The sequence below is a fragment of the Phormidium sp. FACHB-592 genome (genome assembly GCF_014695795.1).
Lineage (GTDB): Bacteria > Cyanobacteriota > Cyanobacteriia > Leptolyngbyales > Leptolyngbyaceae > Stenomitos.
In genome coordinates this window covers 56,504-80,585 of the sequence record NZ_JACJOZ010000014.1, presented here as the reverse complement: position 1 = coordinate 80,585, position 24,082 = coordinate 56,504, and the positions used below count along the sequence as shown (strand labels likewise).

Annotated in this window: 20 protein-coding genes; all 20 read left to right on the top strand. The window is 52.4% G+C overall.

The features are described from left to right. Position 1 precedes the first annotated feature (1 nt). The 20 genes from H6F86_RS03230 (at position 2) to H6F86_RS03140 (ending at position 24,077) form a co-directional block, all read left to right on the top strand. The gene (locus tag H6F86_RS03230) at positions 2 to 349 is read left to right on the top strand and encodes a hypothetical protein (protein ID WP_190446672.1); all 348 of its coding nucleotides are present in this window, start codon (positions 2 to 4) and stop codon (positions 347 to 349) included. Continuing rightward, complete coding sequence (locus tag H6F86_RS03225; protein WP_190446671.1) at positions 346 to 726, top strand: phage tail assembly protein; 381 nt, start codon at positions 346 to 348, stop codon at positions 724 to 726. The genes H6F86_RS03230 and H6F86_RS03225 overlap by 4 nt, the downstream gene beginning before the upstream one ends. Next, on the top strand, positions 669 to 881 hold the full coding sequence (locus H6F86_RS33070; RefSeq protein ID WP_347240075.1) for a DUF6760 family protein: 213 nt from the start codon (positions 669 to 671) through the stop codon (positions 879 to 881). The genes H6F86_RS03225 and H6F86_RS33070 overlap by 58 nt, the downstream gene beginning before the upstream one ends. Before the next feature lie 36 nt (positions 882 to 917). Further along, positions 918 to 2,576: a CHASE2 domain-containing protein gene (locus H6F86_RS03220; RefSeq protein WP_190446670.1), complete on the top strand. Its 1,659-nt coding sequence runs from the start codon at positions 918 to 920 to the stop codon at positions 2,574 to 2,576. Beyond that, positions 2,569 to 2,853, top strand: a complete 285-nt coding sequence (locus tag H6F86_RS03215) for a hypothetical protein (protein ID WP_190446669.1) — start codon at positions 2,569 to 2,571, stop codon at positions 2,851 to 2,853. Before H6F86_RS03220 ends, H6F86_RS03215 begins: the two co-directional genes overlap by 8 nt. After that, positions 2,853 to 3,386, top strand: a complete 534-nt coding sequence (locus tag H6F86_RS03210) for a phage tail protein (protein ID WP_190446668.1) — start codon at positions 2,853 to 2,855, stop codon at positions 3,384 to 3,386. Before H6F86_RS03215 ends, H6F86_RS03210 begins: the two co-directional genes overlap by 1 nt. Positions 3,387 to 3,419: 33 nt before the next feature. Continuing rightward, positions 3,420 to 7,565, top strand: a complete 4,146-nt coding sequence (locus tag H6F86_RS03205) for a hypothetical protein (RefSeq protein WP_190446667.1) — start codon at positions 3,420 to 3,422, stop codon at positions 7,563 to 7,565. 21 nt (positions 7,566 to 7,586) lie between these two features. Continuing rightward, a complete protein-coding gene (locus H6F86_RS03200; protein WP_190446666.1) occupies positions 7,587 to 8,153 on the top strand; it encodes a hypothetical protein in 567 nt (188 codons plus the stop codon). A gap of 28 nt (positions 8,154 to 8,181) precedes the next feature. Continuing rightward, the gene (locus tag H6F86_RS03195; protein ID WP_190446665.1) at positions 8,182 to 9,885 is read left to right on the top strand and encodes a VgrG-related protein; all 1,704 of its coding nucleotides are present in this window, start codon (positions 8,182 to 8,184) and stop codon (positions 9,883 to 9,885) included. Between the two features lie 12 nt (positions 9,886 to 9,897). Then, on the top strand, positions 9,898 to 10,395 hold the full coding sequence (locus tag H6F86_RS03190; protein ID WP_190446664.1) for a PAAR domain-containing protein: 498 nt from the start codon (positions 9,898 to 9,900) through the stop codon (positions 10,393 to 10,395). Between the two features lie 100 nt (positions 10,396 to 10,495). Then, positions 10,496 to 12,907 (top strand): DUF4157 domain-containing protein, encoded by a 2,412-nt coding sequence (locus H6F86_RS03185; RefSeq protein ID WP_242033338.1) that lies wholly within the window; start codon positions 10,496 to 10,498, stop codon positions 12,905 to 12,907. Positions 12,908 to 13,112: 205 nt separating this feature from the next. Continuing rightward, positions 13,113 to 13,415, top strand: a complete 303-nt coding sequence (locus H6F86_RS03180; protein ID WP_190446663.1) for a hypothetical protein — start codon at positions 13,113 to 13,115, stop codon at positions 13,413 to 13,415. Next, on the top strand, positions 13,375 to 13,635 hold the full coding sequence (locus H6F86_RS03175) for a type II toxin-antitoxin system prevent-host-death family antitoxin (protein WP_190446662.1): 261 nt from the start codon (positions 13,375 to 13,377) through the stop codon (positions 13,633 to 13,635). The genes H6F86_RS03180 and H6F86_RS03175 overlap by 41 nt, the downstream gene beginning before the upstream one ends. Continuing rightward, complete coding sequence (locus tag H6F86_RS03170) at positions 13,635 to 13,889, top strand: type II toxin-antitoxin system mRNA interferase toxin, RelE/StbE family (protein ID WP_190446661.1); 255 nt, start codon at positions 13,635 to 13,637, stop codon at positions 13,887 to 13,889. The genes H6F86_RS03175 and H6F86_RS03170 overlap by 1 nt, the downstream gene beginning before the upstream one ends. A 208-nt stretch (positions 13,890 to 14,097) precedes the next feature. Next, positions 14,098 to 14,496 carry a GPW/gp25 family protein gene (locus H6F86_RS03165; protein ID WP_190446660.1) on the top strand — a complete coding sequence of 133 codons (399 nt, stop codon included), beginning with the start codon at positions 14,098 to 14,100 and terminating at the stop codon, positions 14,494 to 14,496. A gap of 35 nt (positions 14,497 to 14,531) precedes the next feature. After that, the gene (locus tag H6F86_RS03160) at positions 14,532 to 16,724 is read left to right on the top strand and encodes a putative baseplate assembly protein (RefSeq protein ID WP_190446659.1); all 2,193 of its coding nucleotides are present in this window, start codon (positions 14,532 to 14,534) and stop codon (positions 16,722 to 16,724) included. A 3-nt stretch (positions 16,725 to 16,727) separates the two neighbouring features. Further along, positions 16,728 to 17,810: a phage tail protein gene (locus tag H6F86_RS03155; RefSeq protein ID WP_190446658.1), complete on the top strand. Its 1,083-nt coding sequence runs from the start codon at positions 16,728 to 16,730 to the stop codon at positions 17,808 to 17,810. Continuing rightward, the gene (locus H6F86_RS03150) at positions 17,803 to 19,173 is read left to right on the top strand and encodes a DUF4159 domain-containing protein (RefSeq protein WP_190446657.1); all 1,371 of its coding nucleotides are present in this window, start codon (positions 17,803 to 17,805) and stop codon (positions 19,171 to 19,173) included. The genes H6F86_RS03155 and H6F86_RS03150 overlap by 8 nt, the downstream gene beginning before the upstream one ends. Before the next feature lie 78 nt (positions 19,174 to 19,251). Further along, positions 19,252 to 21,564 carry a hypothetical protein gene (locus tag H6F86_RS03145; RefSeq protein WP_190446656.1) on the top strand — a complete coding sequence of 771 codons (2,313 nt, stop codon included), beginning with the start codon at positions 19,252 to 19,254 and terminating at the stop codon, positions 21,562 to 21,564. Further along, positions 21,561 to 24,077, top strand: coding sequence for a hypothetical protein (locus H6F86_RS03140; RefSeq protein WP_190446655.1), 2,517 nt, complete (start codon positions 21,561 to 21,563; stop codon positions 24,075 to 24,077). The genes H6F86_RS03145 and H6F86_RS03140 overlap by 4 nt, the downstream gene beginning before the upstream one ends. Positions 24,078 to 24,082: the final 5 nt, after the last annotated feature.

Genomic DNA, 24,082 nt, shown 5'->3' with positions numbered 1-24,082 from the left:
GATGCTACAAACTGAGTTTGAATTTACCTTGCCAAAAGGCTACCTGGATGAAACGGGGAATCTGCACCGCAAAGGAGTGATGCGGCTGGCAACGGCGATCGACGAAATTGTCCCCCTCCGCGATCCGCGTGTAAAGTCAAATCCTGCCTACGCCACGGTCATTATTTTGGCGCGAGTCATTACAAAGCTGGGCGCACTAGAAGAACTCTCACCCCAGGTGGTGGAAGGGTTCTTTGCCTGCGATTTGAGCTATTTACAAAAGTTCTATCGTCACATCAACGAATTGGAAGAACCATCTGGCGCGAATAGTGCTGTTTTCCCTCCCCCTGACTCTGTAGCGGTGCCATGATGGTTACAAACCCATTACTGACCGAATTTAACTTTATGCTGCCGCGCGGGTTGGTCGATACCAGTGGCGTCGTGCAGCGGCAAGGTGTCATGCGATTGGCAACGGCATGGGATGAACTTGTTGCTTACAAGCATCGCCATGTGCAAGCCTATCCCGAATATTTAATGCTGGTGCTGCTGTCTCAGGTGATTACGCAACTAGGTACGCTAGACACAGTTTCACCGGACGAACTGGAAAATCTGTTTACTCAAGACTTAGCTTACCTACGCGAACTCTACAATCGGATTAATCAAGCAGGTAGTGCGAAGTTATCGACTCAATGCCCTCAGTGCAGCCATCGTTTTCAAACGGATTTGGTGCTATCGGGGGAGTTATAGGCTACCCCCTGGAACAGATCCACCAGGAGGTAGCCTTTATCGCTCTACATTTTCACTGGTCGTTAGAAGACATTTTGAGTTTAGAGCACCGCGATCGTAGACAGTGGGTTCAAGAGATTCAAGCCGCCACTTCAACATCATTGCCAGGTTACTAGCAGTTGAACCTTCACTCACTCAAACCTGAATCCGTTATGGCATCACTCGGTAAAACATCCCTACACGCCATGCTCAAGACCGTCTTACTCACCAGTTTGGTGTTGACGGCGCCCATTGTGGCGGGACGGTTTTTCGGTTGGTTTGAGAAATCAGAGTTGGCGGCGTATGACGATTTTATGCAGCAGCGTCCGGTAGAAAAACCAGACGATCGCATTGTCATTGTCACCATTGGCGATGATGACATTGAACAACTCCAACAATATCCTATTCACGATGTCACGTTTGCCACTGCCTTAGAAGCGCTTGAACGGTATCAACCACGCGCGATCGGCTTAGATATTTCACGTGATGTGCCTCAAGGACCGCTTGCCGGACGCAAGCGATTAGCGCAAATCATTGAAAACAGCGAGTCCATCGTTTCAGGTTGCTTGCTAAGTACCGAAAACCATCCCGGTTCCCCACCTGCCCCAGGGACACCCGAAGATGGTGCAGCCTCTGTCGATTTTTCACCCGATAGTGATCAGGTCGTACGGCGAGTGCGGTTAGTATCAACTCCAGCAAAATCGGCTAAAGCCACCCGTACTCGTCATATCTGTAACGATGCCAGAACTGAAAACGAAATTCCATCACTCAGTTTCTTGCTGGCACAGCTCTACTTAGAGCGGTCTGGCATTACGCCTGAACCAACTGCTAACGGCGATATTCAGTTTGGTAAGCAGGTGCTCCACCGCCTTAAGGCTCGCTTTGGCAGTTACGCCCATGCGGATGTGGATGCGTATCAAATCATGTTGAACTATCAGGGGGCGCAGTCACTCTTTCGGCAAGTTTCGATTGTCGATGTTTTGCAAAATAAGGTAAATCCAGCCACGATTCGCGATCGCGTTGTCCTCATTGGCAGTTCCTCCGAAGTTTCAAAAGACTTTCTTGCAACGCCTTACGTCAAAACCCAAATTGGCTCACGCACGATGCTTGGAGTCGAAGTTCATGCTCATGCAGTGAGTCAGCTCCTTAGCGCCGTGTTAGACCAACGCTTACTCATCCAAAGTTGGTCAGAGAGCAGTGAAGTGCTGTGGATTTGGGTCTGGTCGTTGGGGAGCGGGCTGCTTGCCTTCTACAATCGGCGGTTAGGGCTTTTCCTTCTGGTGCTCGGTGGCACCGTGATTGCCCTATGGGGCATCTGTTATGGACTCTTTCTCTACCAGGGATTGTGGATTCCGTTTACCCCGACCCTGCTAGCTGCTATGTTGACTGCCTTAGGTGTGCGGCTGGTTGATTTGGCGAATCGGACTGGTTACGCCCAGGCAATCTATGAGCAGGTGCGCGAACAATTGCAGGGCAATGTTGCCGGACGCGATCGCCAGGGCGATTATCTAGCGCAGCTGGTGCAACGGGCGCAAGCAGTACGGCAGGGGCAAGATGCAGCCAATCTATTGTCTCTTGGTGCCCAACCAACGGCATTCGCGACGCCCCAGATGAAAGCACTTTATGAACAGATTGTGCATAAGGTGCAGGAGGATGTCGCGGCAGAACAAGCATCAAAACAGGCGGCGATGCTCCAGGTTCGTAGTAACAGTGGCAAAGCCAGTCGAATACAAACCTTGCTGAATCGTGCCCAACGGTCTCGCACTCAGCTTGCCGTGAACCAGACTGATGGGGCACCGAGTCATAACACAACGGAGAAACCCTGTGGCTGAATCATCTTCTACAACACGGCTTACACCTCTTGGTTCCGAAGCCGCCAGCGATCGCATTATGCCAGCGGCTACAGTTTCACCAGGAGCCTACGCAGCACCAGCCCGTTTTCTCGATTTGCCTCATGCCGAGGATCTAGCCATGCTCTCTCAGCTTGCTGCCGAACTCTTGCAAGATCCTCTGGCAGTCAAACAGTTGAGCGATCGTGTTGTGGAGTTACTGCAAAACGATCTAAGGCTACAACGTGAACGAAGTCATGGTTATGGGAGGCGATGGTAATGGCTGACTTAAATGTGCTGAATTACGTCACAACGAATCGGTTCTACGTCGAGATTGCAAGCGACATCAAAGCAGCGTTTAGCGAATGTTCTGGACTGGATGTGCAGATTGAAAAAGATGTATATCAGGAAGGCGGAGTCAACAATCAGCAGCGCATCTTTCTCAAGCAGGCTAGGTTTGGCGATTTGACGCTGAAGCGTGGCATTACCGAGGATCCAGAGTTTTGGAACTGGATTCATCAGTCGCTTATAGCAGGCAAAACCCGTCGCCGCGATGTCAATATTCTGGTTTTTAATCAAGCTGGGGAAACGATGCAGGTTTGGAGCTTGTTAGGAGCGGTACCCATCGGCTGGAAAACGCCATCCCTCAATGCAGATTCAAACACGGTTGCGTTAGAAGAATTGGTACTGGCTTACGAGGGTCTGCGGGTAAAACATAAGCAACCCGGTAATACCGCATTGCTCCAGAGCGGGGGAGCAAAACATAACGCATTGAAGCGTGATCTCCAGGGCTATTACCCAGATTCGGAATAGATTTCGTCTAGCTATATTTTCCCAGGCGTTGCCATGACAACCCCCGACTCATCCATGACCTTCTCTTTAGCACCAGGAGAAAGACCACTGGGTATCCAGCAGCCGTTTCTGCCTTCAAACCCCCTGGGACAGTCGCTGGTGCAAGCCAAGTTTCTGACACCGTTGGGGGTGCGATCGCTAACGGTGCTTGAACCCGCTGTCTTTCGCTCAACGGAGCAATCAACCGCATTCGATTGGCAGTCGCCGTTTCAAGAGTCTCCCTTTTTCGATGCGCCTGAGCCTCCGTCTGCAACGAATCCTTCTATCCAAACACCCTCACTGCAAACACGTTCACTCGACTCAACGAACAGCGTTAATCGGTCAACAGCCAGTTCTGGACCCGATGTAGAAGCGCCGCTAGATTTAAACCTTAAGCCATCGGAACGGTTGATCGCGCCATCGATCGCAGGCTCCCCATCAACACCAGAATTCACTGCCCCAACCGTCGAACTGCCAACTCCAGCAGATACTGTTGTGTCAGCAGCATCCTTTGCAGAGGACTCAGAACCTTCAGTAAATAGGTCTGCGCTGGACGGAGCTGATGTCATGGAAGCCATTGCTTCTAGTGACGCTGCAACCAACCAGGCAGCGGCTAATCATGAAGTCAATCAGTCCACCAGCAACCTACTGCCATCAAGCAGTCCAGTTGCAAGTCCAACTCCAATGGCTGAACCTGTTCTTCAGCGCAGGCATAGAGAAGACAATCCGTCTCCCGTCGAGCCAGATATCTCATCTCCCCCGATCTCGCCATTGGTCGCAGCACTGCCAACACCAGAACTAACCGCCCCATCGGACGATCGATCGTCCGCCCCAGAAGATACCGTTGTGTCGGCAGCACCATCTACAGGTGAAGAGCCAGAGCCTTTGCTGAACGGACCTGAGCAAGAGGTGCCTGAGCTTGGAACGGAAACGATTGCTTCTGGTCCTGCTATTACTATCCAAGCCGCTTCCGCTCAAGGTGCAGCCCATCAGCCCATCAGCCGCCCAAGCCAAACGCCATCAAGCGATACCAGTTCACCCTCCACGGCTGAACCTGTTCTTCAACGGAAGAGTGACAGCAATCAGTTCTCTGTCGAGCCAGATAGCTCATTTCCGTTGATCGCATCCACCCAGGCTGACGATAGCATCGCCTTAGCGCCCGCTGAAGTTGTTTCTTTCGCTGATGCCATTTCGGAACGGCCCTTAACAGAATCTGTTGCAGAGCCTGTTTTACCAGATGACGATGCAGCCTCTCTCTCTCTGCCGCAGCCAGCGGTAAACGAACGAACGGAAAATGCCACAACCAGCGCTTTGTCTGCTCCAACGTCAACGACTCCGACAGTCACGTCCGCATTGCCATCGCCGTCCTCCGTTACAGAGGCATCAGTGCCAGCGATCGCTCGGCTAGTTTCAGAGAACCCTGTTACAGAACCAGTCGCTCAATCAAACACCGAGCCATCCGTGCCAGCGATTCAATTACGTTCAGACGTACTTGCAGTAGAAACAACCGCCCCTCCGGAGGCGACTCGATCGCAGTCCAACTTAGAGGCATTAACGCCAGACGTATCAGTTCCAGAAACATCAACACCCGCGATCGCTCCCGTTGCTTCAGAGCCATCCACTGCTGCTTTAGATACTCAAACTGTCCCAGATTTAACTCTTTTAGATTCAACGCCGCTGGATCCAATTCCATCAATTGCAACTGAGCCAAACGCAACTCCATCCGCTTTGCCAGCGATCGCCCTCTTCCCTCTAGCAGACGCTACAGCACTAGAAGACACAACGGAGCCAACGCGCTCTGATGCCGTTGTGCAACGGTCTCCCGTAGAGCCTACGGTTATTCCAGCGATTGCCCCGGTTTCTGAACCGGAAGCACCCCTGTCTAAAACACCGTTGCTTGAAGAAGCATTCCCTGATTCGTTGGCTATGCCCTTCAATCGACAAGAGCCGGACAGTGATCCTCCTTCAGATGTCAGTCTCAATGCAGCACCTGCGGAAACGAATTTGTTCTCAGTGCCAGAGCTGCCAACGACAAACACTGTACAAGCAAAACGTGAACCGGACGCTCAACAAGAGCCAGATAGCAATCTTCCTTCAGCTGCCAGTCTCAATGCAGCACCTGTAGAAACGAATTTGTTCTCAGTGCCAGAGCTGCCAACGACAAACACTGTACAAGCGAAGCGTGAACCAGACGAAACAGTAGAACGAATGGTCGGACATCCGGTCGATCGCGTGAACGAAGTCTCTGAGGTTGTTCAGATGAAGCTGACGGCTGATGCCACAAGCGATGACAGTTCTGAAGTTGTTCAACGAAGCTCAAATCATGCTGCAACGGAGGAACAGGTAGCCGAGTTTCGTGCGCCGGAGTCCATTACGCAAAAACTGGACAATGAGCTACTTGGCGCAACAGCTACAGAGCCAACAGTGGCTATGCAGAGCGATCGAAGTGTTGGTCCTGCTGTAGAACCATCAATCACGACACAGGCGGAAGCCCAGACCAACCAACCGTCCTCCGAAGCAACAACTCCTCTGTTTGAACGAGCACAATTAAACGAACCATCGATCCCTGCCAGCGTAGACCTGTCAAGAAGTAGCTTGGAACCGTTGACAACTTCAGCACTGGACTCAGAAGTACTGGCGTTAGACAGTCCATCTCAGGCAGATACTCCCACACCCTCAGTCCAGCTTGATGGGATTGAAGCTCCGACACCACCGCTCATTCAGTCAAAGGCTGATATTTCTGCTGCTTCAGTGATCGCGCCTCAACCTACCATTTCAGACGTAACATCAACTGCTGTGCAGAAGGATGACTCCGAACTATCACCGCTTCCAGCAACAGAACCAGGTCTGGACATCCCAACATTACTGGACTCAGAAATACTGGCATTAGACAGCCCATCTCAGGCAGATACTCCCACACCCTCAGTCCAGCTTGATGGGATTGAAGCTCCGACACCACCACTCATTCAGTCAAAGGCTGATATTTCTGCTGCTTCAGCGATCGCGCCCCAACCTACCATTTCAGACGTAACATCAACTGCTGTGCAGAAGGATGACTCCGAACCATCACCGCTTTCAACAACAGAGCTAGGTCTGAACCTCCCAACATTAAACCTCCCAACATCACCTATGCAGTCCAGTGGGATGGCAGTGGAATCAGTCCAGCGCAAGCCAGTATTGGATGCTATAGCGTTAGACCTAGTGGCAGATGTACCGAAAACTGTCTCACCAGAAGTTGCCGCTTCCGCAACACCCTCGACTGCTGCTGTGCAGAAGGATGACTCCGAACCATCACCGCTTCCAACAACAGAACCAGGTCTGGACATCCCAACGTTGAACTTTCCAAGATCGCCTATGCAGTCCAGTGGGATGGCAGTGGAATCAGTCCAGCGCAAACCAGTCGAGTTGGATGCCATAGCGTTAGACTCAGTGGCAGATGTACCAGAAACTGTTTCACCTGAAGCCGTCTTACCGGAAACTATCGCATCAAACCAATTCAGTGCATTACCAGAACTGCCAACCGCTATCCAACGACTCTCAGTTTGGGAACCATTGATACAACTGCAACCCCTTGTTGCAAGCGTCGCGCCACCAGCAGTGCAACCAGTTCAGACCGCCCGCTACCCAGACATTGCAACGAGCCCATCTCAGACGTTAGATCGCCCAGCAGACCCATTGAGTACACCAGGATTAGACCGTTTCAATCCAGTTTCACCCAGCAGTGTGAGTTCATTCAACGATGTGGTTTCATTAAAAACCGAAGCAGCCCCTGCCGAATGGTCGAGCATTGCTGAACTCTTCGAGTCAACGAATACATCTCAGTCCAATGCATTACAGTTTAATGCCCCCAAGTCTAGTGCAACCCAGCCTGACGCGACTTTAACCAACGGCTATACTGATCTAAACCTCCGCGCGGAGAGCAATACAGCGCTACCCGATGTCATTCAGCGAGAAACAGATGTTCCGCGGTCAGGGATCCACACGCGGGATCGAGCATTTTGGACTAGGGACCAACTCTCTTCATCATCCCAGCCGCAGACCCATCAAGCGTCTCCCGGTCAATTGGAACGTCTTGCCCAAGAAATTTATAAGTTAGTGCGGCAACGTCTAGCCGTGGAGCGAGAGCGGGGGGGAAATCCTTATCCAAGACGATTGATGTAGTCATTTAAGCGGTGATAAATTATGCCCTTAGAAAAAGCAAGACTGGTGCCTGTTGAACAAAGCGAAGGCAAAACGATTGAATTCATGTTCAACCCGACTGAGCTGAACTTTAGCCGCAGCGTCGAAATCGAGCAAGCGCAGGGTGCTGTAACCCAAGAAGGGCAAAATAAAACCAGCTTTAAACATCCCAACCCGTACCAGCTTACGATCAGTAATATTATTCTCGATACCTACGAAACCTACGAAACCGAAAAAAAGCAGCTTAGTGTCTTGAAACCTCTCAAATCATTTACCGATGCTGTCGAGTATGCCAAAGCTGGCAGTGGTAAAGCGAAACGACCGCCCATTTACTTCTTTGCGTGGGGCGAAAACAAATACCTCCGGTGCTTTATCAAAAGCTGTAATTTCCGGCTCACAATGTTTTTGTCGGACGGTACCCCTGTACGAGCCATCTTAGACCTGACGCTGGAGCAAGCGGATAACCCGAAGCAAACGCCCTCTCAAGGAACACCCAACGTGAGCCAGTCACAGCGACAAAGCCAGGGTCGATCGCTCTCGCAAGGTCCAGACGAACCCATTTTTAGATAGTCAGTCAGGTAGCCAGCGGGGGAATATTATGCCGAAGACGACACCATCCACGTATGTTGCAGAGCCAGAATTGGAAATTGAGGGGCAACCCGCTCCGATAAAGCTCATGGAAAATCTGTTGCAAATCTCGATCGAAGAGAGTTTGCACTTACCGAGTATGTTTACGATCGTGGTGAATAACCCAGATTTCCCAGGGCTAAGCGACCAACCAACTTTAGAGCCAAGGCAGGCAAACAAACTGTGGGATCATGAGGCGTTGTTCGCGATCGGCAAATCAGTACGGATTGGCTTTAGGAATAGCACCACCGCTGCCAGTGAGTTTCAGGTGCAGGAAAAAGACTGGATTATTGTCGGTGAAATCACTGCCATTGAGACCCATTTTACCTCTGGTTCTCAGGCACCGATCATGATTCGAGGCTACGATCGCTCCCATCGACTGCATCGCGGACATCACAACCGTTCGTTCCAAAACATGACGGATACCGATATCGTTAAGAAAATTATTCGAGAAGTTGATGTTCCCGCAGGCAGTATTGAAGACAGTGGCGCTCCTCACGACTATGTGTTTCAAGAAAATCAAACGAATTTAGAATTTTTGCGAGAACGCGCCGCCCGCAACGGGTTTGAGCTTTTTGTGCAAAATGGAAAGTTGAATTTTCACAAACCCAAAAACAATCAAGCCCTGGAGCTAGCCTGGCTGGAGCAAATAGCCAGCTTTCAAGTGAGTGTAAGCAGTGCTAAACAGGTAGATGCGGTCGAAGTCCGTGGTTGGAACTACAAACAGAAAAAGGCGATCGTTGCCACACGCAATCAGGACACAATTCTGACCCAAACGGATCAGGGTAAAGGGAAAACGACTAGCTCTGCCTTTCAAGGGAAACCCAACGCACCGAAGCTGATTGTGGTTGACCAACCGATCGCCACGCAGCAAGAAGCCGACAAAATTGCTCAGTCCTTGTTTAATGAGCTATCCGATGAGTTTGTCCATGCCGACGCGCTGGCTCAGGGGCATCCATCCATTCGTCCGGGACGAGTGGCCAAGCTAAAAGGCATGGGTAAATATAGCGGCGATTACTACATCACCGAAACCCATCATCGTTTGAGCGAAGGAGTGTATACAACAGCGTTTAGCATTCGTGGGCTGCGCGGTGGTGATTTGCTTTCGCTGCTAGCACCACCGATTCGGTTGCAACCGGGGCAAACCCTCCTGATTGGTCAAGTGACTAACAATGACGATCCCGAAGGTTTGGGTCGAGTGCGGGTGGAGTTTCCCACCTTGACTGAAGACCATGACAGTGCATGGGCAAGAGTCGTGGCGATCGGGGCTGGCAAAAACCGTGGCTTTGATTGTTTGCCCGAAATTGATGACGAAGTGCTGGTTGGGTTTGAGCATGGTGATATTCATCGCCCCTTTGTGATTGGCGGCTTGTGGAACGGCTCCGATGAACCACCAGAAAGCGTCAGCAATAGCGTGATGGGAAGTAAGGTGCGACTCCGCACTATTAAAACCCGCACCGGTCACCAAATACAGTTTGTTGAAGAACCTAGCGGTGGGAGCCAAGCGGGCATCACCATCAAAACCGTTGGTGGGCATTTGGTGCAGATGAACGATACCGATCGCAGCATCACCCTATCATCAACTGGAAACCTGAAGATTACAGCCGTTGGCAACATCGACATTAGTGCCACTGGCATTATTACCGTTCAGGGAGCCATGATTAAGCTCAATTAGGACACCAACACTATGGGACTACCCGCCGCCCGCATTACAGACCCCGTTGCCCATCCTCTACCCCCGGTACTGACGGGTGGACCTGGTAGCCCCACCGTTTTGATCGGAGGACTTCCTGCCTGGAGAGGCGTGCCTCAGGTTGCTGCTGCCGCTATTCAAAATGCGAAAGCAGCGTCGGATGCCATCATTCAGACCACGCAAGCTGCCACCCTCGCTGCCGCTGGAACTCCCGGTGCCCCAGCCGCAAAGACAACCGAAGAAACTACCAAAGCGACGGCAGCAACCACAATGGGCAACACCATCACAGCCAGTGCAGGCGGAGCCGATATTCATAATTGCGCGACTCCCTTGCCGATACCACCCCACGGACCTGGTGTTGTGATTGATGGTAGTCAAACCGTGTTGATCAATGGTTTATCTGCCTGTTTTCTAGGCAATACGATCGTCGAAGCAGTGGGCCCACCCAACAAAATTGTGATGGGATGCCCAACTGTTTTTATTGGTCCGTAAAAAAAGTCCTGACTTTAGTCTATTGTCAGAATTAAAAAAGTGCTTCACGATCGCCTTACCGAAAGCATTCTCACGCCCCTATCGTGCTTGGAGCCTCCTTATGCAGACTCGCTCTTTCCTTCAGCGCCGCAGCCATTCTGAGTCAAGCGATCGCCTGACCACTACTATCAAGCCGCGACCGTGGAGCGAGCCACCTCAGCAACAGGCAGCCCAACCGCAACCCATCCGACACGACTTCTCTCATGTCGATTTGTTTGCCCACGACCCCGGACCCCGGACCATTGACTTCGGCATTCAGCCCAAGCTAACGGTAGGTGCGCCGAACGATCGGTATGAGCAAGAAGCCGATCGTGTTGCCGCACAGGTGATAAGTATGCCTGCCACGCAACCCTCGGTACAGCGTGAAGCCATGCCCGAAGAAGAATTGCAAACTAAACCGCTGGGTAGTTCGATTCAACGCGAAGCAATGCTGGAGGAAGAAGAGGCACTGCAAGCCAAACTACTGGCAGCAACCATCACGCCGTTAGTCCAGCGCGAGGCACTGCCCGAAGAAGGAGAGGCGATGCAAACGAAACCGATCGGTGGCTTAATTCAGCGCGAAGCCTTACCCGATGAAGAGGAAGCACTTCAGGCGAAACCCCTCAGTCAATCGATTCAACGCGAGGCATTGCCAGAAGAAGAAGAGGCACTGCAAATGAAAGCGATCGGCGACGCTACTCTGCAACGGGAGGCAATGCCAGAAGAGGAAGAGATCCAAACCAAGCGATCGCCCACTCCCCACTCCCCACTCCCTACTCCCTCCTTAGAAAGTCGGTTGAGTAGCAGTCAGGGTGGGGGAAGCCCGTTACCAGATGAGGTGCGCACCTTCATGGAACCCCGCTTCGGTGCCGACTTTAGTCAGGTGCGAGTGCATACTGGCAGCGAAGCAGTGCAGATGAATCGAGACCTCAGCGCTCAAGCCTTCACCCACAAACAAGATGTTTACTTTGGTGCCGGAAAAGCACCCGCGAAGGATGCCCTCACGGCTCATGAGTTGACTCACATAGTACAGCAGAGTGGTGGAGCAGTACAGCGATCGCAGCCCCACCCAACCCTGCAACGGGAGGTGCAACCAGCCCACGCACTCCAGATGAAACCCTTATTGCAAATGCAGGGTGGCGGAACGGTCACCGCTGATGCAGAACCCGGAAACGCCATTCAACAATCTTGCAGCAGTGTTCATGGGGTGATTCAACGGAAAATGGGGTTTGGGACAAAAGATTTGGTTGGAAAACCATCTTTAACGGCTAGGGCGGACAAGAGTACCTTTGTGCAGATTCAAAAACATCTCACCGACTATTGGGGTGCGGGGAACGCTAACGAAGAATATAAACACCTAGAAAACCTAGAGAGATTGACAGATGATTGGTTGAACAAAAAGAGCACGACAAAGAAGGCTAACTCTGATCAATTCGCTAGTGTTACAAAGTTAAATCAAGCTGTAAAAACAGAGTTACCACTGGCAGAAGATGCAAAAAACCTGGATTCTGGTTACGCTCACCTGTTAGAAGTCGGCATACCTAATCAATACCTGCGGACTATGGTTCGGACAGCCTTGGTTTTGTTGGTGAATGCAGACGTGGCATTCAGGAAGCAGGACGTTGTAACAGCAAAGGCTTATCTTAAACAGTTGCGCCAAAATCATATAGGCGATTCGGTAAATCTAATCGAATCACGGCTCTTTAGATTTTATATGAAAGTGATCAATCCAGAGTTGGCGGCAGTAATGAACGACAAGTACCAAATCCCTGAAGGTGAGTCGGAAGTGTTGTCAACAGCGGAAAACCACATCCTGGATGTAGTGAATACCGGCTTAGATAACATGAAGCAAAAAGGCGGTGAGGACGAAAAGAAGGCAAAAGCAATGGAACCTAGCCATAGAAGCCTCAAGACTAAAGCCGAAGCTGCACAGACCCAGAAGCCATACAAGAAGCACAAGCTAGGAGAAATTATGGCACTCACGGGTTATACCACGGATTTTTATGGCGACGTTAATACTCCCCTAAGAAAGCAAGATAGCTCGCTCAACTCGAAAACAATGTCCTGGGCGAAGGCAGGTATATCAGGCTTGAACAAACTGCCTAAATATGAAGGAGCAACGTATCGACACACCGGATTAATTCCGGGATATAAGGAGCTGAATCAAGAAGGTGCGATAGTGAGTGATTTAGCCTTTTCGAGCTCTGCAACAAGCCAAGCCGGCTGTGCGAGCGCTGCCAAACAACATGATGTGCTTGAAATAATTATGTCAAAAACGGGCAGAGATATAAAGGACGCATCGGTCTTTGAAAAAGGTGAAGGAGAGGTTTTATTCAGACCCGGAACTGAGTTTAGGGTGGTACAACGAATGGACAAAAATCCCAGTGGAGCTTGGGAACCCAATCGTCCAAACCTTCTGAGCTATTTCAATCACGAGAACCTTAATATGCAAAATAAAATACAAATCGTGATATTAAAACAGGAAATTCAGTAAGGTCGTTCGCATCGACATTTGGGTTAAGCGGGCTAAGGAAACTCAACACCCACAATGATTCTGGTTCTCCCGAGGAGGCGAATAAGGACGCTGATTTTGTTAAGGGGAAGTGATAGCCTACAAAAGTGCGATCGCCACTCTTGTAGGATGCGTTCCTTTAAGCAATACCTCGTCTCAAGTCGCACATTCTGATAAGAACGCATCATTGCAACCTCGATTTCACGACTGGGGGCGATCGGGCAGCGTTGGTTGGGAACAAGCGATCGCGCTACAGAAGGCGATTATCGGTCTAGGCGAGAGCGGCGATCGTCCATCGGTGGGCAGCGCGATCGGCTGTGGGATGGTGAAGGGCGATTCGGTTGGGGTAGGAGAGACGATCGCTTTTGAGGGGAGTATAGGGCGATCGCGATCAACAAGACCTGTCCTACAATTGATTCAGGTGAGCTTAGCCCAGAAGAGGTCGGAAAATGGAAAAATTGACTGCTGCTGCCGCCAGAGAAGACTTTGAGAATATGGTTAAAGCAGTCACCGAAGGGACCAAAGTCTATGAGATCGAATCTGCTGAAGATTCTGCGGTATTGATATCATACAAAGAGTACGAAAGCTTACAGGAAACCGTAAAGTTGTTGTCAATTCCTGGCTTTAGAGAAAGTCTTCAAACCTCCCTTCAACAGATCAAAGCCAATGAAACCTACTCTCTCGATGAGGTCTTGGGAGACATCGGTTAATGCCTTACGTAGTCCGCTTTACGAAGGAAGCCCAAAAAGATATTGCGAAACTGTCTCCTAAACTGAAGCAGAAGCTAAAAACACTGATTCAAGATACCATCAGCATTCATCCTTATGCTGGTAAAAAATTGGTCGGCGATCTGGCTGGTTTTTATTCCGTTCGCTTAAGTCTTCACGACAGAATTGTTTACACAATTAATGACGAACAGAACCTGATCTATATTCACCGTGCCAAGACTCATTACGGAGAATAGTACGATCGTCGCTCTCGTAAGATGCATTCCTCCAAGCAATCCTTCCTCTTAAAGCACAAGTCTTGATGAGATTTGCAGACGAGACGAGATCGAGAGAAAGAGGACGATCGTTCCATGAATCTCCCAATCCCTAACTTTCGTCAAATACCGTTATCACCAGCGACTCCATACATTAGGGATACTCCCGGTTAAGAGTTGGAACGGCAGCATGGTCTCTCACATTGGCAAAGGCATTGGGTTTCCGCTTAAGACCAATGTCCAGGGCAACTTACAACTAAGCGCCGAAGCGCGAAATCTTGAAGAATCCATTCATGTCATTCTTCGTACCAGCTTAGGTGAGCGAGTTTATCGTCCTGATTTTGGCTCTCGTTTATCAGAGCTAGTGTTTGCGCCCTTAAACACGCATACTCTTTTGCTGCTGAGGCTCTACGTCGAAGAAGCGCTGGAAGCCTGGGAACCCCGGATTGAGCTGGATGAAATTCTCACCGATCCAGACCCAGTGAGAGGGCGAGTGGATATTACCATCACCTATCACCCGACCAATAGCCACGACTCGCGCAGTTTGGTTTACCCGTTTTATCTTGTGCCAAATGACCTGGCAGAATAGCCCGCAGATTCAATGTTGTATGGTAGGACAGCCTTGTGGATTTTGACTTTTTGACAAAGCTACCGAAATCAGATCTCGACGATCGCACCTTCAAAGATCTGGTGGATGAGTGTCTGCTGCGAATCCCCCGCTACTGTCCCGAATGGACGAATCATAATCCCTCTGATCCTGGCATTACCCTTATTGAACTGTTTGCGTGGCTGACCGATCAAATGCTGCTGCGGTTTAACCAGGTACCGCGTCGCAATTACGTTGCTTTTCTAGAACTGTTAGGCATTCAGTTGCAGCCTCCGGCTCCAGCTCATACAGCCCTTACCTTTTATCTCACCCGGTCTCAAGATCCACAGCGATCGATTCCGGCAATCCCCATTGGCGCAGAAGTGGCAACTGAACGCACCGAAACCGATGCCGCCATCATCTTCAGCACCGATCAGGTATTACAGTTAGGGTTTCCCCGCATTCGCTATTTTCTGACCGAAGCAACGGCGCTTGACCAGCCTCAACAGGTGCACGATTGCCTGACTAATCAGTGGTCGCGGGATGATGCATGGCGTTGGGCAGGGCGGCAGCAGTCTGTGTTTCAGATGATGCCCCAAACGGGCGACTGCTTTTATTTAGTGTTTGATCCGATCGAGCCGCTGGATGGCAACGTCATTATGCTGACGATCGAGGGCGAACCGGCTGGCTCAACGGGTATTAACCCCAAGTATCCACCGCGCCAGTGGGAAGCCTGGGATGGCACTCAATGGCAAGCGGTCTTGCTCCGCGAAATTGATGATGGCACAAAAGGCTTTAGCTTCGATGATGTCGAACGTCGTGGGCAGGCTGGCTTGAGTGAAGCCGATGTTATTTTACATATGCCGATCGTCTGGATGCCAACAACCTTTATTGGCTATCACGGACGCTGGCTACGCTGCCGCTGTCAATCATCCGAAACAGAGCGCTTTAGCCGATCGCCTCAGTTGACGACGCTCTTTGCCCAAACGATCGGCGGCAGTACCCAGGCAAGCGAATGTTCACGGCTATTGAATGAGCTGGTGGGTGCAAGCGATGGCACTCCCGGTCAAAGCTTTTTTCTGCAATCGCAAGGCATTTTGGCACGGCAGGAGAGCGAATATCTGCAAGTTACTCCGCCTGGGGAACCGCCGCAACGCTGGCAAGAAGTCGAAAATTTTGCTGATTCTGGACCCAACGATCGCCACTACACGCTGGACTCTCGCACGGGTCGAGTGCAGTTTGGTCCACTGGTGCGCGAACCGACGCATTTACAGGAAGAAGTGCAGCTTCGGCGGCAGGTGCAATGGCAAGGGCATCAGATGGGACAACCCCAACTAGAACGGGTGGAATCTCTAGGGCGGCACTATGGTGCCGTTCCTCCGCGAGGCGCAACGCTCCATATGGTGTCTTACCGAACCGGCGGGGGCGATCGCGGCAATGTACCCCGCCATGCGCTCCGCATTCTCAAAACGGCGTTGCCTTACGTCAAACAGGTCACGAATCACGACCCAGCCCGCGATGGTGCGAACGAAGAGAACCTGGAAGAAGCTGTGCTGCGGGTGCCCCGGTTTTTGCGGACTCGCGATCGGGCGGTCACACCAGAAGACTTTGAGACGTTAACCATGCAAGCCAGCCGAGCGGTGGGACGGGCATACTGTCCACGGCGACAGGTGGGAAACGCTCCGGGTTCGGTCGTGGTGTATGTGGTGCCACGAGTGAGTGTGCCGAATCAAGCACTGGGGCTGGCACCGGAATCGTTTAGCTTAAGTGCACCACTGCTGAATGAGATTGAGCGTTTTTTGAGCGATCGCTGCCTGCTGGGCACGCAGGCACACCTGCGAGAGCCGGATTATGTCGGGGTCTCGGTGCAGGCAGTACTGGCAACTGAACCGGACTATCAAATGGATACAGCACGAGAGGAGCTACGACGGCAGTTGACGCAAGCGCTGTATCAATGGCTCAATCCGCTGACGGGCGGGCGACATCGCGCTGGTTGGGGACTGGGTGTGCCGTTGTATCAGTCGGATATTGTAGGGCTGTTTCAAAACACGCCAGGGGTGCAGTATCTGGAGTCGATCCAACTGTTTCAACTCCGGCGAGAAAATAGTTGGGAGCGCCAACTTGTGACGGATGGGTTCATTCATCCAGGGCAAACCGGGTTGATTTGCTCCTGGGCAGATACCTATCGTCAGTCGGCTCATCGGATTCAAATTCTGGGCGGGGAGGCTTAAACTATGAGCCAGCGCGCCGATCGCCGCACCCTTAGCCTGCAACTGCTTCCCATGTCGGTGCTCGATCCCCCCCCGGTTGGGGAGGCAATTTTAGCGACCTGGGGTGCGATGGCAGAAACTACTACCGTCAGCCTACCCAGCCTATGTCTGTGTCCTGGTGAAGTAGGGGAACTGTTGATTCGCTTGGAGCATCGCGGCGATCACCCATTGGACTACCAACTGCAAGTCAATGGCAACATTCCGCATACCTGGTACACCCTCCATACTGAAGGATCAGAACTCCAACGCGATCGTGCGATCGAAGCAGTGGTGCGCTTTTGCCCAGAATCCGACTTCTTCGAGGCGCAGCAAGCACTCCAGCCAGACGAGAGCTTGTCGCTCAGCTACCAGGGCGAGGTGCGTGTATATGAGTGCTTTCAGGAAGGACAGGTGGGTGAACTCCTGGCAAGCGAACCATTCCACCTCTTTCTGCGACCGCGTAGCCTGTATCCTCAATTTCTACCGGCGGTTTACCGAGAAATTGACTTTATTGGACGCTTCCTGGCAATCTTTGAGCAGTCGTTTGAGCCTGCGGTGCAGACCTTACAGGCACTCTGGGCTTATCTCGATCCGCTAACAGCACCCGAAGCCCTGCTGCCTTTTTTAGCCCAATGGGTTGGCTGGAAAAACGAAGCCAACTGGAGCATTGAGCAGCAGCGATCGCTGATTCGGCGAGCCATGCAGATTTACCGCTGGCGTGGCACACGACGGGGTTTGCAGCTCTATCTTCATCTCTATACAGGGCTGCCGCTGCACGATCTGACTCGTGCGCCCGAGCAACAACCCATTCAAATCCATGAGGCGTTTCAGCGTGGCTTTGTCTTAGGCGAGTCTACGCTGGGTCCAACTGCCATTTTGGGTGGTGGCAAGCCCTTTCATTTCAGTGTCAAGTTGTGTCCTCTAGCCGGACAGTTTCTGGATGAATCGTTAGTGCGAACCATTATTGAGCAGGAAAAACCCGCCTTTTGCACCTATGACTTAGAAATTTTCCGCCTTGAGGCACCGATCGCTGAGTCAAACATGATGGAGGAGCCTGTCCATGTCTGATTTTCGTGCTTATCCGCGTTTAAATGAGTTTGAGCGGTTGCAGATTAGCGATGGGTTAGCAATCAATGCCGAACGGTGGCAGCACGCCCACAATTATCACCGTCAACGGCAGAACTTTCAGTATCAAGCCTTGTATGAACCTGGCATCATTTACGGTTTAGGGGTCGCGATCGTGCCCGATCAACCCGATGGACGGTTGCTGCAAATTCAGCCAGGAGTTGCCATTGATATTGAAGGCAACCCCATTATCGTGAAGCAGCCCGAAGAGTTTCGGATTGCGTCAGAACCCAGCACTGGACAAACGCTCTGCGTACATCTGGCTGTGAGCCACGTTGATCCTGACACACTCCGCCGCGCCGCTGGGACAAAGACAGTGGCGGAAACCTTTCGGCTAGTGGAAAAAGTGCAGCTTGATCCACGGGATGTCGAACTCTGCCGCATTCAACTGCAAGGCGGTGTGACTCAGCTCCAGGCACCGGACGATGTGTTCTACCCTAGCCTCAATCAGCTTGACTTTCGGGGGCGCTGCTATCCCATCCCCTATCCGCAATTTCAGGTGCAGGTTGGGCAGGTGACGAGCGATCGTGCGACCGATCAGGCAACGACACAAGGCTTAACTGCTTTGCTGCGATCGCTCACAGGGTTATATCCAGCACTCCGAGGCATTCCAACCATACAAACGGTAGCAGCAACGGCTCTAGGGCAGGAGTCTCTGCTCAATTGCCAGGTGCTTTATCTTCCTTACACCGTTTTGCTAACGCTATCGAACCCAGCCCTGCAACGCCTGAAGACATATCTGGCTCAGGGTGGCGTAGTGCTGGTGGTTGCTGACTTTACGGAGGTGAACCTGCTGGAGCTGCTCGATATGGGTCGAGAGTTGCGCCTGGGGTTGTTGGAGGCAGAGCGCGATCGCGAATTGTTTGAACAAACAGGCAGCCAGCTCAAGGCAGAAATTACCGCTAATCAGAGTGCGATGACTCAGCGCTTGACAGACTTGGAACAGTCGTTGGCACCGATCGCGCTCAAACTCGGGCGATCGTTGGCAGCACCGGGTACTTTGCCGGAAGACCATCCTCTGCGCTGTCAGCCCTTTGTCTTCAGCCAGTTACCCTGCCGTTTGGGGCATCCGATCTCTGTCAAAACCTGGGATGGGCTAGTGTTAGTGGTCGGCGATATCAGCCGTACATGGGGAGGAGAGAGCGCTCTGGAGTTACCGCGTGAAATGCTGCGATCAGCGCAGGAGTGGGGGGTCAACCTTTTACATTTTGCCGCGCAGCGACAGCAATGGATGCAGTCAATGCAACCGCTTCCCGCCCTGGATAGCGCCACGGACAGCCTGCAACGCCGGGTGCAGCCAATGTAATCCCTGTCCTGTCCATCAACCCTGACAAACAAGTGCTACGCATGGTCAACGAACTGGTCAACGAAGGAGTGTGAGGTTATGGGCGAGCCTGCCACCATGCAGAAGCAAATTAAAACGGAGTTATCCAATCGGCAGGTGACGCTGAGTGCAGGTCAAGCCATGGCTACCTTTGATGCCACCGTCTACAATGACAGCGATCGCTTTGCCTCGTTTCAACTGAAACTTTTAGCAGCAGGAGCACTGCCCGATGCCAACAAACCCTGGTACCGCCTAACGCCATCCGTTTCGTCTAAAATTCCGGTCGGCGACTGCACCCGCTTTCAGATCGAAATCTTTGACTTGCCACCGATCGCTCAACAGTTTCGAGGCGCGATTGACTTAACGGTCGAAGTCACTTCACGGGAACTAGAGAATCAGTACGATCGCCAACCCTTGCGGTTGCTGGCAGACGGTATCCAGGAACAGCCACCTGCATTGACCCTGACCATGCCCGTGCAGCAAGCCAGTCCCGGTGAGCGGTTGGTGATCGCCGCTCAAGTGCATAACCCAACCCGATCGCCCCTAGAAGCAACGCTGCGGCTCTCTGGGTTGCCCGATCGCTGGTTTCCTGGCGGCATTCAGCAAACGTTATTAGTGGTACCTGGCAAACCTCAAACCGTTACCTTTGAGTGTGAAATGCCGCCACCGAGTCAGGCTCTGAGCCAGGTGTATCCAGTCGCTTTAGAAGCCACGGGGCGATTCCCTACAGTGACAGCGATGGGACAACTCCACCTGCTGCCTGCTGGGGCTGTCCGCTTTACCTGTGAGCCATTAGAGGCAGCGATTCCAGAATTACTAGGACGCTGGCTCAATCCAACTCAGGGCACTGCTGTCTTTGCACTCCAGTTCGATAACTTGAGTAATGTTCAGCCAAATGTAGAGCTAACAGTGAAAGAGCTGCGATCGCAACGACGGCGCTGGTTCTGGCAAACGAAGCAATCCCCAAGATCTGGCAATTTTACCAATGCTTATTCGATTGAACGACGGCGCTGGTTCTGGCAAACGAAGCAATCTCCTGCCCTTGACCCTGAACCGATCCCTCTACCGTTGAAAGTGTCAGTTGGATTGTTACCCTCGAACCTGCCCATTGGAGTGAGTACCGTTCCACTTCAGATTCAGCGTCGCCTGCCGTGGTTGGGTTGGGGCCGCTTGCAGCGCTTTGAGGTGGCAGCTCAGACGGTTGAGACTCAGGTGCCGCTACAGGATAGCCCTCAGACGGTACAGGTGCATCTGTTTCCGGTCATTCCCCTCTGGCTGCAACTGCTGGGGGCACTACTGGCATTGGGGCTAGGAGCACTAACATGGCTACTGCTAACCGATCCAGGGCACCGGGGTCCTGTCAATTCAGTCCAGTTCAACGGTCAGGGTACAGAAGTAGTGAGTGGCTCTCATGATCAAACCATTCGTCGCTGGCGAGTGCAGAATCAGAATCTTCGCACGCAAAGCCGGATTGTCAATCTTACAAAAGCGGTGCGAGTTGTTCGCTACCGTCCAGTCAACAATGATCAGGTTGCTCTGGGGTTTGAGAACGGTGAAATTCAACTGGCAAATCTGCTGACGGGTCGTCGATCGCGGCTGACACCCGATAAAGACGATCGTGTGTTTGCGCTGGCGTTCAGTCGCGATGCTCAGACGCTTTACAGTGGTCACGGTAGCGGGTTGATCTTGCAATGGGATCTCAGTCGTTTCCTGCCTGAGCAGACTGCGCCTCAACGCGCCTACGATGTTCGCTTTGCCATCACAGCGATCACACTGAGCGGTAATAACTACAGCCATCTGGCGATCGGGGGACGCTATAACCGCTTGCTGCTGCTAGCCACTCAAAAAGACACGACTAAGCCAACAAAAGCAGCGCAATTTTTAGAAATCCCTTATCCCTCCGGTAGTTTAAATAACTATATTTCTAGCCTTAGCACCGCCGAACAGCAGCCAAACCTGCTTGCCATCAGCGACACTCAGGGACGTATCAGCGTGTGGAATACCGATACCTGTCTGGCAAATCGCGATCGCTGTACCTTCATCGAGCAACCCTGGTTGGGGCATGAGGGTAGCCCCGTTCGAGCCGTAGCGCTCAGTGCGGATGGTTGCTTTTTGGCAAGCGCTGGGGACGATGGCGACGTAAAGCTGTGGTCACTGGACGGTCAGGGTGCGCGCCGCTCTAGTGCTGCCACTGGACGAGTGTTAGCTCACCTGGGTAAACCGCTGAAGGCTCTGGATATCGTGCAAACTCGCGATGCAATCTGGGTAACGAGTGGCGGCGATGATGGCCAAGTACGACTTTACGAGGTGCGGTTTGCGGGCAACAACCGAGCCGACGATCGCTGCCCTGTGCTGTCAGGAGGTGGATCATGACCGTGAATGAAACCGTGAACGAGACCAGTAGCCGCACGATCGCAAATCAGCCGCTAGCTATCACCGTCTCTGCCTGGGATCGCAACCAGGTAACACCGGGAGCAAAACACTACCTGGGTGTTACGATCACTAACCGCGGCGGTCAGGATGCGGTGGTGCAGGTGCGATTGGAAGCAACATCGGCATTGCTCCGTCTGTGGTGTGTCCAGCCAGAGCAATGGTTGGCGTTGAGCCATAAGAACATCGGTGAGTTGACCTTTTGCTTGCAGGTGCCTGATGATACCGTCCCGCAGTGGTTGGAGTATGAAGTTGTAGTCCGTCCTCAAAACGCCTACGCAGACTATTACCTGCCACCGACTCGCTGCCGTCTGCAAGTTTTGGCTCCGGAGACCGCTGAAACCACTCAAGATCCAACCTTCACGTTCAGCCCCAATACGACCCCCGATCGCCCAGTCATCGTCCAGCCAGGAACAGTGGTGCCGATCGAACTGGTCGTCGAAAATCGCTCTGAGCGCGTCGATCGATTTCGCCTGGAGTGCACGGGCTTGCCAGCCGATTGGGGCATTCAGCTTGAGTATCCCCGCGATTATGGTGGCTTGGGACTGGTGCAGGGTGATGACAGTTTGGGGGTCAATCCTGGCGATCGTGGCATCATTCACGCCTTACTCCAGTCACCCGCCCTGCCTCTTGCCGGGATGTACCTGCCCACATTTCGTCTCGCGTCTGAAAACGACCCTGACCTGGGTTTACTGGCGCTGGTGTATCTGCGCATTGAACCCATTTACCGCGTCCAAGCGCAGTTGGAAGCAATTCACGATCAGGTGAGCGAGCGTCCCGCTCAGTTTGCACTTCGGTTCGCCAATCTGGGCAATACGTCTCGCCAGGTCTCTGTCAACCTCCAATCTCTATCGCAACCAGGAGACTGCACCTATCAACTAGCCAACGAGACAGTTACCGTTGCACCGCAGGCAACCACTGAAGTGCCTTTAGAAGCGCGTCCGCAGCGATGGTGGACTCGTCCCTGGTTTGGTACAGGCAAAGTTTATCCCTTTCGGGTCGCTTTCATTGATCGCGATCGCCAACCGATTGCCCCCGAAATGGTGCAGGGAACTGTTACCTGGAAGCCCCGTCCCTGGTGGCAACTCTTGCTGGTCGTGCTAGCCGGATTGGGTTTAGTGGGAACTCTAGCATTCCTGATCTGGTGGTATTTTCTCCGCCCTCCCACCCCACCTGACGTGCTGGAATTTGCTGCCGAAGATAGCCGCTATGCTGAAGTCAATGGCGATATGGCACGGGTGCGCTGGCAAATTGAGCATCCAGAACGGATTCAAACGCTCAAGCTCACGGGTTACAGCCCTGAAGGCGACGTACTGAGTGGACCGCTAGTGTATGAGTTCACTAACGGACAACTACCAGCAGCGTTGCAACCCTTCTGCACGCAGCAAAAAAAACTACTCCACTGCACTCAAATTCGCAGTGATGCCTTTCAACCCGGCAAGTATGTGTTTGAGTTGATCCTGACCCCTAAAGGGCGGCAAGCAGCCCCTCTTGTTCGCAAAACCACACCTGTAGAAATCGCTGCCAAACCGTTGCCGATCGTCACAGCTCTCATACCAAAAGCCTTGGTTTATCGAGAAGCCGCAGCGGGTGCCCTTACCCCTGCTGAAGCAGCGCTACCCGTTGCTGATGCCGCCGGTGTGCGGTTGGACTGGGCAGTAACGATGCCACAGGACATCCGGGCATTGCGCCTTGTAGGGCGAGACAAGGATGGCAAGATGGTGGGTGATCTCTGGTATGAATTTGCTAAGGTCGGTGAATTGCCAGCAGCCTTGCGTCCCTTCTGCCGTATCGGGGCAACCCTCGTTTGCCAGAATGTGCCAACAGGACTTAAAGCCGTAGGGGAGTATCGGTTAGAACTGCAAGCGCTGAGTGCTGACGCTCCGAGCAATGCCAAGACACCGGAGCTATCAGAGGCAACGGCTCCAAAGCCTAAAACAACGGAACTGATCAAAATTCAGCCACAAATACCCCAAATTCTTAGCTTTCAGATCAACGGTCGAGAAGCGCCGAGCAAGCTACTAATCCCCGTGCAAGCGCGGCAAACGTTGCCCCTCGTTCAAATTAGCTGGCGAGTGCAGGGAGGAGCCACTACCCGCGTTGAGCTTACTCCATCACCGGGTACCGTTCCGTTAACAGGCAAAATTGGGTTTCCCTTAAGTCCGCAAGGCGGCACGACGATCGTCCTGCAAGTCAAAACCCTCACTGGGGAGGTCTTAAGCCGATCGGTCACGGTAGAAGTGTACAACCCCAATCCTACTGATGCCGCTGCGATCGCAGAAGCAGCAGTCAAAGCAGCCGAGAAACGCCCATCAGCAACACCCGCATCACCTGCGCCAAATGCCCCCGGCTCACCCGCGACTCCAGCCAGTGGTGCGCCTAGCCCTGGTGCAGCATCCGCTCCAGCGGTGAACGATCGCTTGTCACCGTCTGAACAAGCACCCCAATTTAACTGAGGAGA

Excerpts from the sequence above, each read along its gene's own strand:
- H6F86_RS03230 (WP_190446672.1), top strand. The coding sequence starts at position 2 with ATGCTACAAACTGAGTTTGAATTTACCTTGCCAAAAGGCTACCTGGAT.
- H6F86_RS03225 (WP_190446671.1), top strand. The coding sequence starts at position 346 with ATGATGGTTACAAACCCATTACTGACCGAATTTAACTTTATGCTGCCG.
- H6F86_RS33070 (WP_347240075.1), top strand. The coding sequence starts at position 669 with ATGCCCTCAGTGCAGCCATCGTTTTCAAACGGATTTGGTGCTATCGGG.
- H6F86_RS03220 (WP_190446670.1), top strand. The coding sequence starts at position 918 with ATGGCATCACTCGGTAAAACATCCCTACACGCCATGCTCAAGACCGTC.
- H6F86_RS03210 (WP_190446668.1), top strand. The coding sequence starts at position 2,853 with ATGGCTGACTTAAATGTGCTGAATTACGTCACAACGAATCGGTTCTAC.
- H6F86_RS03205 (WP_190446667.1), top strand. The coding sequence starts at position 3,420 with ATGACAACCCCCGACTCATCCATGACCTTCTCTTTAGCACCAGGAGAA.
- H6F86_RS03200 (WP_190446666.1), top strand. The coding sequence starts at position 7,587 with ATGCCCTTAGAAAAAGCAAGACTGGTGCCTGTTGAACAAAGCGAAGGC.
- H6F86_RS03195 (WP_190446665.1), top strand. The coding sequence starts at position 8,182 with ATGCCGAAGACGACACCATCCACGTATGTTGCAGAGCCAGAATTGGAA.
- H6F86_RS03190 (WP_190446664.1), top strand. The coding sequence starts at position 9,898 with ATGGGACTACCCGCCGCCCGCATTACAGACCCCGTTGCCCATCCTCTA.
- H6F86_RS03185 (WP_242033338.1), top strand. The coding sequence starts at position 10,496 with ATGCAGACTCGCTCTTTCCTTCAGCGCCGCAGCCATTCTGAGTCAAGC.
- H6F86_RS03175 (WP_190446662.1), top strand. The coding sequence starts at position 13,375 with ATGGAAAAATTGACTGCTGCTGCCGCCAGAGAAGACTTTGAGAATATG.
- H6F86_RS03170 (WP_190446661.1), top strand. The coding sequence starts at position 13,635 with ATGCCTTACGTAGTCCGCTTTACGAAGGAAGCCCAAAAAGATATTGCG.
- H6F86_RS03165 (WP_190446660.1), top strand. The coding sequence starts at position 14,098 with ATGGTCTCTCACATTGGCAAAGGCATTGGGTTTCCGCTTAAGACCAAT.
- H6F86_RS03155 (WP_190446658.1), top strand. The coding sequence starts at position 16,728 with ATGAGCCAGCGCGCCGATCGCCGCACCCTTAGCCTGCAACTGCTTCCC.
- H6F86_RS03150 (WP_190446657.1), top strand. The coding sequence starts at position 17,803 with ATGTCTGATTTTCGTGCTTATCCGCGTTTAAATGAGTTTGAGCGGTTG.
- H6F86_RS03145 (WP_190446656.1), top strand. The coding sequence starts at position 19,252 with ATGGGCGAGCCTGCCACCATGCAGAAGCAAATTAAAACGGAGTTATCC.
- H6F86_RS03140 (WP_190446655.1), top strand. The coding sequence starts at position 21,561 with ATGACCGTGAATGAAACCGTGAACGAGACCAGTAGCCGCACGATCGCA.